This window comes from Paenibacillus sp. FSL H8-0261, from assembly GCF_045040645.1.
Lineage (GTDB): Bacteria > Bacillota > Bacilli > Paenibacillales > Paenibacillaceae > Paenibacillus_AQ.
This window is the reverse complement of sequence record NZ_CP150297.1, coordinates 4,553,929-4,571,512: the sequence shown is the minus strand read 5'-3', so window position 1 is coordinate 4,571,512 and position 17,584 is coordinate 4,553,929. Positions and strand designations below refer to the sequence as shown.

Genomic DNA, 17,584 nt, shown 5'->3' with positions numbered 1-17,584 from the left:
AGCATAATGCTGCTGGTATTATCCCCTCATGGTTGACAGTGAAAAAAGAGCACATGGTATCATGTGTTTAACACAGTCGACCGGAGGGGATTTTTCATGGCTAAAAAAGGGCAGACGTTTACGAAGTATTCAGAAGAATTGAAGAACGAGGCGGTTCGACTTCACTTAGAGGAGCATATGAGCTATTCACAGATTCTAGAAAAACTCGACATCAAGAGCGATGCTCAGTTGGTGAGGTGGATACGTAAATTTAAAAGTGGGGAGACCTTTGAGGACCGACGCGGAAAAGGTGGAAGGAAGCATTTTGACAGTAAAGACGAAGAAATCGCGTATTTGAAGGCACAGGTTGAATACTTAAAAAAGCTCAATCCCAATCTACATGGGGAGGGAAGTTGGATACAAATACCCGGTGCCAATCCATTCAAGAAATGAGCGAGCGATACCCGATTGTTTGGCTGTGCAAACTGGCTGAATTGTCCCGGGCTGCATACTACAAATGGAAAAAGACCTCTGACCTGCGGGAAGCACGCCAAGAGAAGGATACGAACCTTAAGGAACATATCTTAGCCATTCATCGGCTACGTCCTGCCCATGGCTATAAGCGAATGCGTACAGCGCTTCGCAAAGAGGGATTTCCCGTAAACCATAAGAAAGTTCGCAGGTTGATGAGAGAACTAGGCATCCAATCAGTGATTCGCAAGAAACGCCCGTTTGCCGGGCGTAAGCCTTCTGTCTTATTTCCAAACGTACTCAACCAGGAATTCACAGCCCACGCTCTTCAGCAAAAGTTAGTCACGGATATTACCTATATCCGTACAGGCCACGAGTTTGTCTACTTATCTGTAGTGATGGATCTGTACAACAACGAGGTTGTGGCTTGGAGAATCTCTGTCCGTAATGACTTGAAGCTAGTGGTAGATACTGTGAAATCTCTCCAAGACTCAAAGGCTCTCCTGCACTCAGACCAGGGCTTTCAGTACACTACTCGGACGTATGCCCAGGTTTTAGAGGACAAGGGTTTGGTCGGTAGCCACTCCCGGCGGGGGAATTGCTACGACAATGCTTGTATAGAGTCATTCTTCTCTCACCTTAAGACCGAAAAATTGTATTTGGAGAAACCCAAGAATCTTGAAGATGCTGAACATTTGGTTAAGGAGTACATCCTTTACTACAACAAGGAACGCTTCCAGAAAAAACTCGGCGACCTGTCTCCGGAAGAATACCGGAACCAGATCGCCGCTTAAAAGGCTTCTTTTTTACTGTCTACTTGACGGGGCTATGACCACTGCTGGAGCTTCTTTTTCGTTATACATTATCCTTATCTTTCTCGCTTATAACGCTTACCGGCCTTAAAGGACGCCGAAGGCGTATATGCTTACTATAATAGAATTAATAAAATTTCGAGACTGCGGAGAAATGTATGCGAAAAACCGAATACAATGTGCCGCCGGTAACGTAAACGAGCCGAATGTATGCGAAAAACCGAATACAATGTGCCGACAGTATCGTTAACGAGCCAAATGTATGCGAAAAACCGAATACAATGTGCCGCCGGTAAGGTAAACGAGCCAGCACCGTTATTCTCCCCAAATTACCCGGGAATGGGCTTGTTATTAGGGAATAAGTGCAATATGGTCCGTTAAGCGGAACCTCACTACGAAGGTATGGATACTAGTATGAATGAGGATCATTCATTGCGGCACTTCATATGCTATACCGCAGCTTCCTCTGGCTCTAAAATTTTTGGAATGGTTACCGTAAATGTAGTGCCTTGCTCAGGAACACTTTCTACACTGATCGCTCCGCCATGATTATGTACAATATTCTGCGTGATCATAAATCCAAGGCCTGTTCCTGTTTCTTTTGTCGTATAAAATGGTTTACCAAGTGCTTTAATCTGTTCCTCTGTCATCCCGCAACCTTCATCTTGCACGCTGATTCGGGCTTCGCTTTCATTTGTAAGCACATGAATATATATGTTTCCTCCACTATTCATGGCTTCCATCGCATTTTTAAGTAAATTAATAAATACCTGTTTCAGCTGATAAGCCTCACCATGGATCCATATGGAGTGATCTGTACAGACAGGGAGGATCTGAAGGTTTTTCAGTGCAGCTTGTCCATTCATTAGTGTGGTGACTTGTTCTAGTAAAGATAATAAATCCACTGGTTTACTGATATGCGTCGTTTGTGGCTTGGATAAGACCAGCAGCTCGTTAACGATAAATTCGATGCGTTTCAATTCTGACTCAATAATGAAAAAATATTTATCATTCATGCGCTCGGAAGAGCGAAGCAGCTTCATGAAGCCGTTAATGGCGGTAAGCGGATTTCTGATTTCATGCGCGATTCCAGCAGCTAATTGCCCTGCAGTAGATAATTTCTCGGATTGGATTAGCCGTTCTTCTTCCAGCATTTGCTGAGAGACATCTTTAAAAATTCCGATAAATGCCATGTTTCCATTGAAAATAATCGGTAATGTGAATCCATCCACAAATTTCTGCTGACCGTTTAAGCAATTAATTAAGTAGCAAACAGAGCCAATCGTGTCACCACTGTAATACCTTTCCCTTCGTTCTTGGAGGATTGCATGGTTGGTAAGGTCTACAATATTAGTAGTGGATGTACCCACCAATTGATTCAGGCTCTCCGCATGGATTAACTGTAAGCCCGCTGAATTCACATACTGAATAATCCCTTTTGCTGTAATAACAACGGTCAGAGGTAATCCCTCCAGGAGTTGCAGGAATGATTTATCTTTTTCTAGTAGACTGCTTTCCGCTTCTTGCAGCTGAGTTTCTATATGCCTGATCAAGGTCTTGTTCTCAAATTGAGTAAAATAATATAGGGGTGCACCATTAGCTCCCGAAACGATAGATATGGAGATCTCTATTGATAACAGCTGTCCGGTTGGTAGGTAGTAGGCCTGTTGGAATCGATGCGGATGGATGTTCATAGAGGAAAGAGACCTTCCAAGCTCAGCAATTTCATGGATCTGACTTAGAAGGGTTCGGACGGATGGTGAAGGTGTTATTAACTCGTTATGATCATATCCCAATAGGGTACTTAGGGCTGAATTCCATTTTAGGAACGTTCCATCTAACGAAACTAGAGCCATTCCAATTACAGCATGTGTAAAAGCAAAATCAAAACTTTGGAATTCATTGGACCGCACTGCTATTCACCTCTCATATTCTTTCCACTATATGTAATAGTCATAGTATAAAACATATAATCAAATAAAATATATAAATTTTTATGTGATCGAGAATCGTTCGAAATAGCTATGTGTTGTTGTGAAAATAAGGGTGCAAGAGTCAAACGATTTCAGTTAGAATTAAAGGATATGTTGTATTTTTAGAAAGTGGAGGCGTTGTGCCGTGGAATCAATCGTTGGTGAAATCAGAGAAATTAATCGCTATCCAGTCAAGTCATTTGCAGGTGAACGATTGGAAACCTGTGTAATAGAACCGTATGGAATGTTAGGTGATCGCTTCTGTGCCTTTTATGATGAGTCAAAAGAGGGCTGGTGGCGGTATTTTACGGCTAGAAATAATCCTAAAATGCTTACCTACCAAGCGCAATTTATCAATGGAGAAATTCATGTAAGGGCTTCGGATGGACGAACCTTTGGGTGGGATGAGCATTTATTGGAAGAAATCCAAAGCCAAACTAAAACGCGAATTACCATGTCTAGTATAAAAGCTTCACATCCACAGCCAGAGCACCCGCAATTGTTATCGGTGGATGGCGCCAGTATTTTACTCATTACGGATGCTAGTTTGAAGAAGCTAGAGGCTGCGTGGGGACATTCCTTAGATCAGCGCCGGTTTCGTGGGAACTTTGTTATAGCTCTAAGCGATGAATCTCTTTTCGAAGGGGATTGGATCGGGCGGCAGCTCTCCATAGGAGATGTTCAGCTACAGGTAGATAGTTTTTGTGAGAGATGTATGGTTATCACGATGGACCCGGATAGTCAGGAAAGAGACCCTAAATTATTGAAAAAACTAAACCAAGAATTTGAACTACACTTCGGAGTGTACGCTTCTGTAGTTAAGACAGGGGAAATCAGAATTGGAGACAAAGTAGAATTAATGGATTAGATAATGATATAAACGTCCTTTACATTCTCATATGGATAATTTACCCTTTAAAGGAATGGAAAATTCATAGCGGGAGGGAATGTATGAAGAAGAAAATAATATCCCTGTTGATGGTATCTTTACTTTTAGTAGTTTATCTTCCAACGAATGCATTAGCAGCGGATAGTAGCAAAACGCAAACATATGTGAACACTCAGAAGGTCGCAGCAGAGAAGGCAGCATTCTTAACGGAAAAGATAGGAACGACAAGTCTCCAATATGCTCTTATCGATGGCGATAATATCGTTATGAGCGGCACAGCTGGATACAGCCATGTGGAGAGCAAGACAGCACCAAGCACTACAACGATGTATGGAATTGGCTCGACGAGTAAAATGTATACGACCGCTTCTATTATGAAGCTCGTTGATCAAGGAAAGGTAGATTTGGATGCACCTGTCGTATCGTATCTGAATAATTTTACAATGGAAGATTCACGCTATAAGCAAATCACCGTACGAATGCTGCTGAATCATTCATCAGGTCTTGGGGGTTCGAACTTATCAAACTCTTTCTTATTCAATGATTCTGATTCTATCGCCAAAGATAATTTGCTAGCGACTTTGACAACTCAACGCCTAAAGGCAGATCCAGGAGCCTACTCAGTATATTGTAATGATGGATTTACGCTGGCGGAGTTGATTGTTGAGAAAGTTAGTGGAATGGACTTCACTACATTCATCCATCAGAATTTTACAGGTCCTTTAGGGCTTGGGCATACGAAAACGCCAGTAGATTCTGTGGATTCTAGACAGCTGGCAAGTGTATACAATGCTACCTACCCTGCCGCTTTACCCCAAGAGACGATTAACGTGATTGGAACAGGGGGCATCTATTCTACGGCTGAAGATTTGGTGCGATTTGCAACTATTTTCACTGGAGGATCGAAAGAACTTCTGTCAGAAAAATCAGTAAAAGCGATGGAGCAAGAGGAGTACAAGCGTGGAATGTGGCCAAAAGGAAAAGATAATTCGTTTGCGTATGGATTGGGCTGGGACAGTGTAAATTTATATCCATTCAATCAGTACGAGATCAAAGCTCTGACAAAGGGTGGGGATACAACTCTGTATCATACTTCACTTGTTGTATTGCCTGATCAGCAGATGGCAGCAGCTGTGGTATCTTCTGGTGGGGATAGCACAACCGATCAGATGCTTGCTAACGAAATATTGCTCAGTGCGCTACAAGAAAAGGGAGTTATCAAGGAATTAAAACCTACACCTACATTTAAAGCTTCGAACAAAGAGGTTATGCCGCAGGAATTGCTGGATTATGCTGGTGTCTATGCTGATTCTACACAACTGATGAAGATAGAGATTAGTAAAGCTGGGGAATTGAGTATATCTTCGATTATGGCACCTACATTTCCAGCTCAGAAATTTTCGTATAATACAAACGGTGAATTCTTAGATGCAACGGGTACTAATAAAGTCAGCTTTGTGAAGGAAAGCAATGGTCGTGTCTACCTTTGGATTCAAGGGTACGGGGTCATTCCAGGGCTTGGTGAGACTGCTCTTTCTCAATATTCAGCTGAAAAGCTAGAGGCAAACGCTTTATCCAATGAGGTCTTGTCAGCTTGGCAGCAGCGTCAAGGGAAATTGTATTTTGATGTCAGTGAGAAGTATAGCTCACAATTTTACATGAGTATGCCAGTAGCTGGAATTGCTATGTTCCCTGATGCACCGGGCTATATGGGCTCAAATAAAATAACTGGGCCGAATAAAGCTGAAATGACCGTGCAAATTCCAACTTTAGGTGGGCGCGATCTTGCGGATATTGTTTTTGAAAATAAAGAGGGCGTGGAGTATCTCAAGATTGGAAACCAATTATTTATAACGCAGGATGCCATTAAACCTATCTATGCCGGCCCGCAATCATTGGTAACCATTCAAGCAGATGGATATGCGAGATGGTATGAAGTACCTGAGACAGCATCAGGCAAGTTGATGACAGTAGGGCTACCACCTAAAGGTTCCTTTGCTGTCTATGATGCGAATGGTGTGTGTGTAAATTTCTCTACTGTCAGTGGTCTTACGCAAGTTAAACTTCCGAATAACGGGAAGATTGTATTTGTAAGCGATGTGGGTGCGAAGTTTGAATTGACAATCAAGTAGTAATAAACCATTTAAGTATATTTTATTAAAAAAGATCCTGTTATCCAGATAATATATCTGGATAACAGGATCTTTATTAGAAAATTCTATATTCCCTATTTAAAATTCTTAGAAAACTCTTTTATTTTATCTACAAAAATCCCCTTGAGCTGATCAGTACCTTCTTTGGGAGCCTTATAGGCTTTATAACCGCCAAAGGATTCGATGCAAACCGCAGCTTTCTTTAGATCATCCGGAAAATTCTTCTCAATTAATTCCTCCGTAGTCTTTGGTTTTTCGTTACAAATATAGTAGCCCATCTTCTTATTTAGTAACTCATCTTTATTTTTTTTGATAAAATCACGAATCGCTTTATATATTTTCTCGTCTCTTACTCCAGCACCTAAAATAATGCTATCAAATGCCTCAAGACTTGGCTTCTCTATTTCAATATTACAGATCTTACTCTGAGGAAGCTCTTCTGATAATACCTTTGCGCATTGCTCTGTTGCCCCTGATTTTGTAGCGTATAGAATAAGTACTGCCATTGTGGTCCCTCTTTTCAGTTTAAATTGTTCAGGTTTCAAAATACCCTCGCAAATCGAATATCTTGATAATCGAGATATTATCTATACTATCGAAAATGCAGATCTTTTGTCAAGTTAGCAATAAGTTCTCATGCGTTAATCAAACACCCTTATTATGGTATCATAGGGATAATTACGCTATCACTAACTACATCTTTTAAGAATCAAACGATAAAGAGGGGAGTGGAGATAAGTTGAGTATTATCGTAATGCTAGTCATCTATTTTTTGCTTGGAGTATTCGTGATTAAATTAGGCATCGATAACTCTAGAAGTACGCAAATATCTAAAGAATTATTAAATGAGTTAAGAGAAATCAAAGAACTAATGATAAGAAATAAATATGAATAACTTCTTAGAAGGAGGCAACAGGATTGATTATTCCATTTTTATTATTAATTATTGCTTTTTCTGGTTTTTTTCTAAGGATATGGATTGTTGGCCCGGATAAAGAAAAACTTTCTGACGACGGTAATGAGCTAAATATAAAAGGTAAATTAATACTCGGACTTATTGGATTAATTTCGGTAATTCTCATAATGATAGCTGATGGCGTACAGGGGATGGGAATGAAGTGGTTTTGGATTGTATTCATAATTATTTCCCTAGGATTTCAGTCATTTATTGATTGGAAATTCTTAAAGCATACGAAACAACATATCGTTTCACTGATTTTGTTAGTTGAAGGTGTGGTGTTAGTTTATTTCCTTTTTTAATCGTTTGTACCATAAAGCTTAATCTCCTGTCGCGTGCAAAAGGGATTAGGCTTTTTTGCTTATTGTAGATAAACGATCCTTTTGATTTATTGATCACTTTTTCACATAAGAGGAGGGTTAAAATCTACCCTAGTTTAAGTTATTATTCGCCTATCCGAATTCATGAATGGAGCTTTATAATCTCAAATGTAAGCGTTTCCTAAATGAGTATAAAGGGGATGAGGAGATGACGACAAAAGGGACAAAACGTTTTATTTGGGGATTTCTTATAGTATGGGTCATGTTAATGACGATCTTTACGTTTAATGATCTGAATCTATCCAAAGCTCTGTATAACGAACATGAATCGCGGTTTGGTTGGTTTTTTGAGGTATATGGAGAACATCCAGCTTTTCTAGTGTTATTCGCAGCTGGGAGTATTCTATTTAGTACGGTTAGAAATGAACGGTTGATAAAGAAGATTATGGTCCGTCTGGTGTCCGGATTATTCATCCTACTTAGTGGATTTGGTATTATAACGATTACTTTAACTCGTGGGTATGGGCTGGATGGGGATCATGTTATGATCAACAGTTTAATTATAACCGTACTATTTGCAACGTTGTGTCAATGGCTATTGAACCGTATAGCTGTTCAAACGCTCAGACAGTATAATCGTGCTGCTTGGGCAGCTATCGTGATCGTATTCGCGGAGATTCTGCTTGTAAATGTCCTCAAAATCTTTTGGGGAAGGATGCGTTTTCGTAATATGGAGGGCGATTATTCTCTATTTACAAGCTGGTTTCTCCCCCAAGGCATTCAAGAGAACGGCGTCACAACGGAAGCATACAAATCCTTTCCTTCGGGTCACTCTGCCAATGGCTGGACCATGATGCTGTGGATGATGTTTATGCCTTTCGCTAATAAATGGCGCAATATCATGCTTGTCTGTGCGGTAGTGTGGGGAATCAGCACCTCGACTAGCCGCGTCATTATGGGAGATCATTTTGCAACGGATGTATTATTTGGAGCGTTTATTACAATTACTTGTATGCTGCTGTTCTGTAAGCTCTTTAAGGTTGACCTGTATCCTAATAGTCAGCCTAACGCTACCGCTCTGTTAAAAGATAAAAATGCCCCCTATTTTCGTTAAAATACGGACAGTTTAAAAGAATCAGCTTCAGTACAATGCAATTAAGAAAGCGCTAACAAAATGCGGCGCAGGGGAGATGGTAGTATGAATGAAAATCAAATGCCATGGAGAGAGCGAATTAGTTATGGGCTAGGCGATACCGCGTCAAATCTAATTTTCCAGATGACAACACTTTACCTCATGTACTTCTATACGGATGTGTTTGGTCTGAACCCTGGTGCAGTAGCTGTGGTATTTCTTGTTGCACGGGTAATCGACGCGATCGTCGAGCCGTTCATTGGTGTCATGATTGACCGCACGCAAACAAAGTGGGGGAAATGCAGACCCTATTTTCTTTGGCTTGCTGTTCCTTTCAGCTTGACTGCAGTACTTATGTTTTTGACGCCGGATTTTGGTGATACGGGCAAACTTGTATACGCATACATTTCGTACACCGTGCTCGGTATTATGTATTCCGGTATTAATCTACCACTGTCTGCAATCCTGCCAAGTCTGACTAGTAATTCTAATGAACGTACAGTGATCAATACGGTTCGTATGATATTCGCCGTAATTGGGGTTGTTACAGTTAGTGCTGGAACGATGCCGCTTGTGAAAGCTTTTGGTGGTGGCGATCAAGCAAAGGGTTTTCTGGTCACCATGATCTTGTTCTCAAGCATTGCACTGCTGCTGTTTCTAAACATGTTTGCGAACACTAAAGAACGCGTAAAAGCCATTGATGAAAAACCGCTTCCGATGAGAGAAGGTGTTAAAGCGCTCAAAGGCAATGTACCTTGGTTGATCATGCTACTGATGAGCTTGTTCCTGTGGATCACAACATCGATACAAGGACAGACCAGCATTTATTATATGACCTATTATATGAAAAAGCCTGAACTCATTCCTATCGTGAATTCGATGCAATTGTTGATGATATTTTCGATGGTGATCGCTCCTTTTGTAGTGAAGAAAATTGGGAAAAGGAACACAATTATTATGGGATCAGTGGTGTCTATCATTGGCTACCTTATTGCAATTACTGGGGGGAATGCCCTTTCTGTTCCGGTGCTGTTGGCAGGGCTTCTTATAAGCGGGCTTGGCATGGGAGTAGGAGCAGGTCTGATTTTTGCAATGATGGCCGACACGGTTGATTATGGGGAGTGGAAATCAGGTGTTCGGGCACAAGGCCTACTTTATTCAGCTGCTAGTTTTGGGGTTAAGGTGGGGATGGGACTCGGTGGAGCACTTGGTGGGGTGATATTGTCGATGGGTGGTTATGTAGCTAACTCCACGGCGCAGTCAGAATCCGCATTAGCTGCGATTTCATTTAACTATTTGTGGGCACCGATTATTGGCCAAATTATTATGATTACTTTGCTGTTGTTCTATCGTCTTGACAAGGATCAACCCGTTATGATGCGTGAACTCGAGGAACGTCGCAATTCTTCTATCGCTATGTAAAGAAACGAGTCATTCATAAGGAGTGAAATGAACATGGTACTTAACATTCAAGAAATTATTGCACAAATGACTTTAGAGGAAAAAGCAGGTCTTTGCTCAGGACTAGATTTCTGGCAGACAAAAGCCGTCGAACGACTAGGTATTCCATCCATCATGATGACAGATGGTCCACATGGTCTGCGTAAGCAAAAAGCTGGGAATGATCATTTGGGTATATTCGATAGTGTCCCTTCTACTTGTTTTCCGGCAGGAGCTGGAATGGCTTGCTCTTGGGACCGGGAGCTAATCAAGCAGGTAGGTGCAGCCATTGGGGAAGAGTGTCAGGCAGAAGATGTCTCTATTTTACTGGGGCCTGGAGCTAATATTAAACGTTCACCCTTATGCGGCCGCAATTTTGAATATTTCTCTGAAGATCCGTATTTATCCTCCGAGATGGCAATAGGCCATATTGAAGGCGTTCAGAGCCAAGGCGTAGGAACTTCGTTAAAACACTTTGCTGCAAATAATCAAGAGCATCGGCGTATGTCTGTAGATGCAATTGTAGATGAGCGTACACTAAGGGAAATCTATTTGGCGAGCTTCGAAAGCGTGGTGAAAAAAGCGCAGCCATGGACCGTTATGTGCTCCTACAATCAGGTGAACGGCGAGTATGCTTCAGAGAATCCGTATTTACTCACGGATATATTAAAAGAAGAATGGGGACATGAGGGGTTCGTAGTTTCTGACTGGGGTGCGGTGAATGAGCGAGCTAAAGGCTTAGCGGCAGGTTTGGAGCTAGAAATGCCGTCAAGTAATGGTGCCGGTGATCAGAAGATTATCGATGCGGTTCAGAGCGGAACATTAGCTGAAGCAGCACTGGATCGTGCGGTGGGTCGCTTGCTTTCTATTATTTTCAAAGCTGTTGAGAATGACAAAGAAAATGCTTCCTATGATCCTGAGGCACATCACCAATTAGCTAGAGTTGCTGCCAGAGAAAGTATGGTGCTACTCAAAAATGAGGATGGGTTGCTTCCTCTGAAACGTGAGGGCTCCTATGCCGTGATCGGTGATTTCGCCCGTAATCCACGGTATCAAGGTGGTGGAAGCTCACATATCAAGCCAACTAGGTTGGATGATATATATTACAGCCTTCTAGAAGAAGCGGGTTCATATGCGAAATTGAGTTATTCTCAAGGTTACGTTTCTGATAGCGATGAGCCGAGTCTGGAACTTATTGGGCAAGCCATAGAAGCCGCTTCACAAGCAGATACGGCGATTGTGTTCGTCGGATTGCCAGAGCGCTATGAGTCTGAAGGCTACGACCGGACTCATCTTCGTATTCCAGAGAGTCAGATCCGCTTGATCGAAGCAGTCGCTGATGTTCAGCCTAACACTGTCGTTGTGCTGAGTAACGGATCGGCCATTGAAATGCCTTGGATCAGCAACGTCAAAGCTGTGCTTGAGGGTTATCTAGGTGGGCAAGCGCTTGGTGGTGCCATCTCCGATCTGTTATTCGGAAACGTAAGCCCATCAGGTAAGCTGGCAGAGACCTTCCCTATGGAGCTAGAACATAATCCTTCCTACTTAAATTTCCCTGGCGAAGGAGATACCGTTGAATACAAGGAAGGATTGTTCGTAGGATACCGCTACTACGATGCTAAGCGAATTTCGCCTTTATTCCCGTTTGGTTATGGTCTCAGCTATACAACATTTGCATACTCTGATCTTTCGGTAAGTTCGCACTCTTTGAAAGATACTGACACGCTGCAAGTAAGCGTGAAGGTTACCAATACTGGCGCTATGCAAGGCAAAGAAGTAGTACAGCTATATGTAAAAGACGTACTCAGTAATGTGGTGCGGCCAGAGAAGGAGTTAAAGGGCTTCGCGAAGGTAGATCTGCAGCCTGGGGAAACGAAGCAGGTAAGCTTTACGCTTGATAGCAGAGCGTTTGCTTATTATAACGTGAAGCTGAAAGATTGGCATGTGGAAACCGGTGAATTTGAAATTTTGGTGGGAGCTTCCTCCCAAGAGATCCTGCTTGTTGAGTCTGTGGTTGTTGAATCAACTGTATCCCTCGCTAAATCCTATACCCGTAATTCAACTATAGGTGATCTTATAGGAGATCCACAGGCTGCTGCTATTATTCAAGCCATGCTGTCACAAGCTGGTGAGATGATGCCCATGCTTCAGGATGGCTCGGATATGATGATCGAGATGATGCGCAACATGCCGATTCGTGCAATGGTTATGTTCAGTCAAGGTGCTATGACGGAACAAGGGTTGGATGAGCTGATTAATCTATTGAATTCCAATAAATAAATCTGGGAGAGTGAGATAAAAGACATGATAGATTTGAAAGCTAAACCGTTTCATCTAGATGATGAGGGGATTAAATGGGTAGAACAAATCTTAGCCTCTCTGGATTTGGCGGGCAAGGTCGGGCAGTTATTTTGCCCGATCGGGTTCACCGATGATAAGACACAGCTGGCACTTTTGACACAAGGGATTAAGATTGGCGGGATTATGTTCCGTCCCGGTCCAGGAGAGCTGGTGCAAGAAACACATCGCTACTTGCAGGATACATCGGATATTCCGCTGCTAATTGCAGCTAATCTTGAAGCAGGAGGTAATGGTTCTGCGGCAGAGGGTACTTTCTTCGGCAAGCAGCTGCAAGTGGCGGCGACGGATAATACCGAAATGGCTCGTAAACTTGGTATCATTGCCGCGCGGGAGGGTGGTGCTGTAGGCTGTAACTGGGCTTTCGCACCCATTCTCGATATCGACTATAATTTCCGTAATCCGATAACCAATGTTAGAACATTCGGTTCTGATCCGCAGAGAGTAGCTCGCATGAGCAAGGCGTACACCGAAGCGATTCAAGAGCATGGCATGGCCGTATCTATTAAACACTTCCCTGGGGATGGCGTTGACGAAAGGGACCAGCATTTGTTGACCTCTATTAACTCACTTTCAGTGGAAGAGTGGGATGCTACCTTTGGGAAGGTATACGCGGATTGTATAGAAGCTGGCGCACATACGGTTATGGTAGGGCATATCGCTCATCCCGCCTATTCCAGAGAATTACGTCCGGGGATTACAGATTTGGAGATTATGCCTGCAACGTTAGCTCCTGAGCTTTTAAATGATTTATTGCGTAACAAGCTCGGCTTTAATGGATTAATTACTACAGATGCTACGCCAATGGCGGGATTCACGATGGCAATGAAGCGGGAGCTAGCGGTTCCGACATCCATCGCTGCGGGTTGTGATATGTTCCTCTTTAACAAGAGTTTAGAAGAAGACTTTGCCTATATGATGAAAGGAATTGAGACCGGCATTCTGACGGAGGAGCGCGTGAACGAAGCAGTGACTCGTATTCTTGCAGTGAAAGCTGCGCTGGGACTTCATAAGAAGAAACAACAAGGCACGCTCGTTCCAGAAAAAGAAGCCCTTGCCGTCCTTGCTTGCGAAGAGCATGTGCGTTGGGCTCAGGAATGTGCAGATGAGTCAGTTACATTAGTGAAGGATACACAGGAGATGCTCCCCATTAGTCCTGAGAGTCACAAACGTCTACTGGTATTCACACTAGGAGGCGAGGAAGGATTATTCGGAGGGGCAGATATTGCACCTTACTTCATTTCCAAGCTAAACGAGGAAGGATTCGAGGTAACGCTCTTCAATAAGAGTGAAGTTGATTTCAGTGCCATGTTCGGAGGTGTAAAAGCGTTAACGGATCACTATGATGCTGCGGTCTATATCTCAAATCTGGAGACCCATAGTAATCAAACCGTTGTACGGATTAATTGGGCACCTCCATTTGGGGCAGACATGCCATGGTTTATTCAAGAACTGCCAACGATGTTCATTTCTGTAGCGAATCCTTATCATTTGATCGACGTCCCGCGTATACCAACGTTCATTAATGCCTATTCACCAAGTAATTATGTGGTAGATGCACTGATTGAGAAGCTTGTGGGGCGTTCCTCCTTTAAAGGAGTTAATCCTGTGGATCCGTTTTGTGGCTATTGGGATACACAACTATAATTAGAATTCATAGAGATCTGTAATAGTATCAAGCGATTGAATAGGATAGTTCTATTCAATCGCTTTTTTTATAATATAATAGGACATAATACATATATTGAGAGAGTGAGAGGAGGGTGCTAGTTGCAAAGCTACACCTACGAAAATATTGAGATGGACGATCATCTTCCGGTCCACATGTTTTTGCACAGTACCCATCAGGTCCCGAATCATTGGCATGATAGCATTGAAATATTATTCGTACTCAAGGGGAAACTTGAACTTTTCACAAAGGACAGATTTAGAGAGTTAAATGAAGAAGATTTGTTCTTGATTAATGCTAATGAAATTCATGCGATTAAAGCTGAAGAGAATAATTTGGTGCTAGCGCTGCAAATTCCAGTTTCTTATTTACTTCTGATTGAACCTCAGATCGAAAGAATGTTATTCGATTGTAATTCTGCGGCTGCTAGCTATGAAGAACAATCTAAGTTTGATGAACTTCGTACATTGCTGGCTGAGATGATGCTGCTTCACAATAAGCGCCCACAAGGGTATCATCTACGCATACAGTCCTGTCTTCTTAATTTAACTTATTTACTCATGCAAGGATTTCGTGAACAAGACCAAAGTCCTGAGAAACATGATGATAAGCATCGTGAACGGCTATTGCGAATTACCTCTTATGTCAAAGAGAACTACAATCGGGCAATTAACATCCAGCAGTTGGCCCTTCAGGAGTATTTGACCGTTCCGTATTTATCGCGTTTTTTCAAAGAGTATATGGGTACTTCCTTTACCAAATATGTGAATGCGGTGCGTTTGGATAAAGCTGTAAAAGATTTGACGCTTACCAATCTATCTATCACACAGATCGCTCATGATCATGGGTTTCCCAACCTGAAATCCTTTAATGCGGTGTTTAAAGAGTTCTATCGACAGACGCCTGGAGAATACCGGAAGACCGTCTTGAACGGACGCAGTTCATTTCAGAAAAGCAGTGTGGCCCAGTTTAACTACTTTGACATGAATCCCACACAGGCGTTTGAGTCGCTATTCAAATATCTGCCTAACAAGAATTTATCAGCTACTTCCAATCTACCAGTTGCCCTTCATATACATAAGCAGACCCATGAGATTTCGGTAAAGTCTAACCAAAGCAAGGAGCTTGCGCATACTTGGAAGAAGCTCATGACGGTAGGAAAGGCCAAAGAGGTATTGTTTGCAGAGGTACAAAGACATATCAAGCAAATGCAACAGGAGATTGGGTTTCAGTATATACGGTTTCACGGTATTTTTGATGATGAGATGATGATTTATGGCGAGAATGAGCGGGGAGATGTGAGCTTAAACTTTGCTTATAGTGATTCATTATTTGATTTTTTACTGTGCTCCGGATTGAAACCGTTTTTAGAGCTCTCTTTTTTACCACGCCAGCTTGCGGGAGAGGGAGCTACTTCTGTTTTTTATAAAAAGAGCTTGGTGGGTAGTCCTAAGGACCTCGGTAAGTGGAATCAGATGATTCATCAGTTTATTACACATTACATCCATAGATATGGCATTCATGAAGTGAGGCAGTGGTATTTCGAGGTGTGGAACGAACCGGAAATCCATATTTTTTGGCCAGATACTTATGAAGCTTACTGTGAGCTGTTCATTTCAACATTTCAAACCATCATATCCATAGATTCTGAGCTACGTGTGGGGGGGCCAGGTGTTTTATCTCTTACGTTAATGCAGTCAGATTGGCTGACAAGGTTTATGAATGATGTGTGCAGACGAGGCGTAAAGCCTGATTTTATATCCTTTCACAGTTATCCGTATGATGAATCGTTAAGATCAACTCAAGTGATTCAGGTGGATTATGAAGAGAATCCGGATGTGTTGTTTCAGAAAATAGAGCTTTCAGCGGATACAGAATATTTATCGCGAGTCATTATTAAATTGAAGAAAACCGTATCGGAAGCTATGGGAAGTGATGTTCCTGAACTGCATATGACAGAATGGAATGCCACAGGCTCTCATCGTGATTTAGTGAATGATACATGCTTTAAGGCAGCCTATATCGTGAAAAATGTACTGGAAAATATGGATGGTCTCCATAGTTTTGGTTATTGGACGGCTACGGATTTGCTAGAGGAGTTCAAAATGTCGTCAGAAATGTTTCATGGAGGTTTGGGGCTGATGACATATAACGGGATACCAAAGCCATCCTTCTACGCGTTTAAACTACTTGCAAAATTAGGCCGCAAATTCATTCATCAAGGGAAAGGATATTACATTACTAGTAGTGATATGGGGCTGCAGGTGTTGATGTATGCTTACGCGCATATCGATTCATTGTACCAAAAAGGTGATGCCTCGCTCATTAATCGCACGAATAGATACGATGTGTTCGAAGAAGGTGGAGACATAGAGTTGACGTTGGAGCTTGCAGATATTCAGCCAGGCTCGTATACGATCAAAAGACATACAATTAACAGGCAAAATGGAAGCGTTTTCGACCTGTGGGTACGAATGGGGGCGCCTCATCCTATAGATGCTGACACCCTTAATTATTTGAAACAAGCCAGCTGCCCGCAACTGACCTTTGAACAAGTCGAAATAACGAGCACCTATTCGTTAATTAGTAAGTTGTCTCCGCATGAGGTGCAGTTGGTGGAATTGATGCGCTTATGATGGGGTTATTTACAACTGGACAGAATCCTGGGTTCGATAGACAAAGTTCCTCGGAGTATTGCGGTTGAAGCTTGGATAGCTCTGTGAAATAGTAGCTGATCATATGATTACCACTTGCCGATCCATTCTGAAATGACAGTGATAAAAAAGTGTGGACATGACTGTAATAGTACTTCGTTTCCCGTTTAGGTAGCCTGTATACATGTGGAGGCGCGTAGGTAACAACATCAAAGAGATTGGCATAACGGTAACTCTTGCGGACATATTGTTTAAAAGCATTAACGAAGTTCGGATCGCCTACACGTGGTGAACCATAGGTGTACAGAATAGGTGAGATGTGCGAGGTGTTGGCCGCAAGATCAATAGCACATAAAGTGGCGAGTGCTCCGCCAAGACTGTGACCAGTAATGTATAAGGTCTTATCGGGAGATAACTTAGCGAGTGTAGAGATAATCCCATCGCGCGCTGATGAGTAGATATTCGTGAAACCGCGGTGGGTAAGGGTATCTTCTTTAATGTAATTGAATCTCTTTTGTGAGGCCATAACGTTTGACATCCAATCGGTTGTGGAACTGGTTCCCCGGAAGGCAACGATAATCTCTTGTGGAGATTCCAAAATAAATCCAAAGCGTTCCCACACCTCGCTGATGGATCTTGCTTCAATCGTATCCACGATCTGATAATCTAATGGAACGACGAACGAACCCTCTTTATTTGAGAACTGCGCATAGGTCTGTCCGCAGATAGCAGCTAGAAAGATAGCCCTTTGCTCTTGATCATTTTTGGTACCCATG

Annotated in this window: 12 protein-coding genes; 9 read left to right on the top strand and 3 right to left on the bottom strand. The window is 42.4% G+C overall.

What is annotated here, in order from left to right:
* The first annotated feature begins 96 nt into the window (after nt 1-96).
* Nucleotides 97-1,244 (top strand): IS3 family transposase gene (locus MHI27_RS20320; RefSeq protein WP_405174575.1). Its coding sequence is split into 2 segments (ribosomal slippage): nt 97-355 and nt 355-1,244, totalling 1,149 coding nucleotides; the frame shifts between segments, so codons are not numbered across the junction.
* Nucleotides 1,245-1,711: 467 nt separating this feature from the next.
* Here MHI27_RS20320 and MHI27_RS20315 read toward each other — a convergent pair.
* The gene (locus MHI27_RS20315) at nt 1,712-3,175 is read right to left on the bottom strand and encodes an ATP-binding protein (RefSeq protein WP_256721762.1); all 1,464 of its coding nucleotides are present in this window, start codon (nt 3,173-3,175) and stop codon (nt 1,712-1,714) included.
* 205 nt (nt 3,176-3,380) lie between these two features.
* On the opposite strand from MHI27_RS20315, the gene MHI27_RS20310 reads away from it, so the two are divergent.
* Both MHI27_RS20310 and MHI27_RS20305 read left to right on the top strand, forming a co-directional pair.
* Nucleotides 3,381-4,103: an MOSC domain-containing protein gene (locus tag MHI27_RS20310; RefSeq protein ID WP_076286559.1), complete on the top strand. Its 723-nt coding sequence runs from the start codon at nt 3,381-3,383 to the stop codon at nt 4,101-4,103.
* A gap of 83 nt (nt 4,104-4,186) precedes the next feature.
* Complete coding sequence (locus tag MHI27_RS20305; RefSeq protein WP_149646960.1) at nt 4,187-6,256, top strand: serine hydrolase; 2,070 nt, start codon at nt 4,187-4,189, stop codon at nt 6,254-6,256.
* 95 nt (nt 6,257-6,351) lie between these two features.
* Here the strand turns inward: MHI27_RS20305 and MHI27_RS20300 are convergent, their stop codons facing one another.
* Nucleotides 6,352-6,783, bottom strand: a complete 432-nt coding sequence (locus MHI27_RS20300) for a flavodoxin domain-containing protein (RefSeq protein WP_340971244.1) — start codon at nt 6,781-6,783, stop codon at nt 6,352-6,354.
* A 412-nt stretch (nt 6,784-7,195) separates the two neighbouring features.
* On the opposite strand from MHI27_RS20300, the gene MHI27_RS20295 reads away from it, so the two are divergent.
* The 6 genes from MHI27_RS20295 (at nt 7,196) to MHI27_RS20270 (ending at nt 16,790) form a co-directional block, all read left to right on the top strand.
* Nucleotides 7,196-7,537, top strand: a complete 342-nt coding sequence (locus MHI27_RS20295) for a DUF4181 domain-containing protein (RefSeq protein ID WP_405174574.1) — start codon at nt 7,196-7,198, stop codon at nt 7,535-7,537.
* Nucleotides 7,538-7,763: 226 nt separating this feature from the next.
* On the top strand, nt 7,764-8,669 hold the full coding sequence (locus MHI27_RS20290; RefSeq protein ID WP_076286556.1) for a phosphatase PAP2 family protein: 906 nt from the start codon (nt 7,764-7,766) through the stop codon (nt 8,667-8,669).
* Between the two features lie 84 nt (nt 8,670-8,753).
* Nucleotides 8,754-10,109 (top strand): MFS transporter, encoded by a 1,356-nt coding sequence (locus tag MHI27_RS20285; RefSeq protein ID WP_076286555.1) that lies wholly within the window; start codon nt 8,754-8,756, stop codon nt 10,107-10,109.
* Nucleotides 10,110-10,142: 33 nt separating this feature from the next.
* Entirely contained in the window at nt 10,143-12,407 is a 2,265-nt protein-coding gene (locus MHI27_RS20280) for a beta-glucosidase (RefSeq protein ID WP_405174573.1), read from the top strand.
* Between the two features lie 24 nt (nt 12,408-12,431).
* Nucleotides 12,432-14,132, top strand: coding sequence for a glycoside hydrolase family 3 protein (locus MHI27_RS20275; RefSeq protein ID WP_405174572.1), 1,701 nt, complete (start codon nt 12,432-12,434; stop codon nt 14,130-14,132).
* A gap of 123 nt (nt 14,133-14,255) precedes the next feature.
* Nucleotides 14,256-16,790 (top strand): GH39 family glycosyl hydrolase, encoded by a 2,535-nt coding sequence (locus MHI27_RS20270; RefSeq protein WP_405174571.1) that lies wholly within the window; start codon nt 14,256-14,258, stop codon nt 16,788-16,790.
* On the opposite strand, the gene MHI27_RS20265 is transcribed toward MHI27_RS20270, so the two are convergent.
* Nucleotides 16,738-17,583 (bottom strand): lipase family protein, encoded by an 846-nt coding sequence (locus tag MHI27_RS20265; protein WP_405174570.1) that lies wholly within the window; start codon nt 17,581-17,583, stop codon nt 16,738-16,740. The two genes, MHI27_RS20270 and MHI27_RS20265, sit on opposite strands and share 53 nt — an antisense overlap.
* Nucleotide 17,584 lies beyond the last annotated feature (1 nt).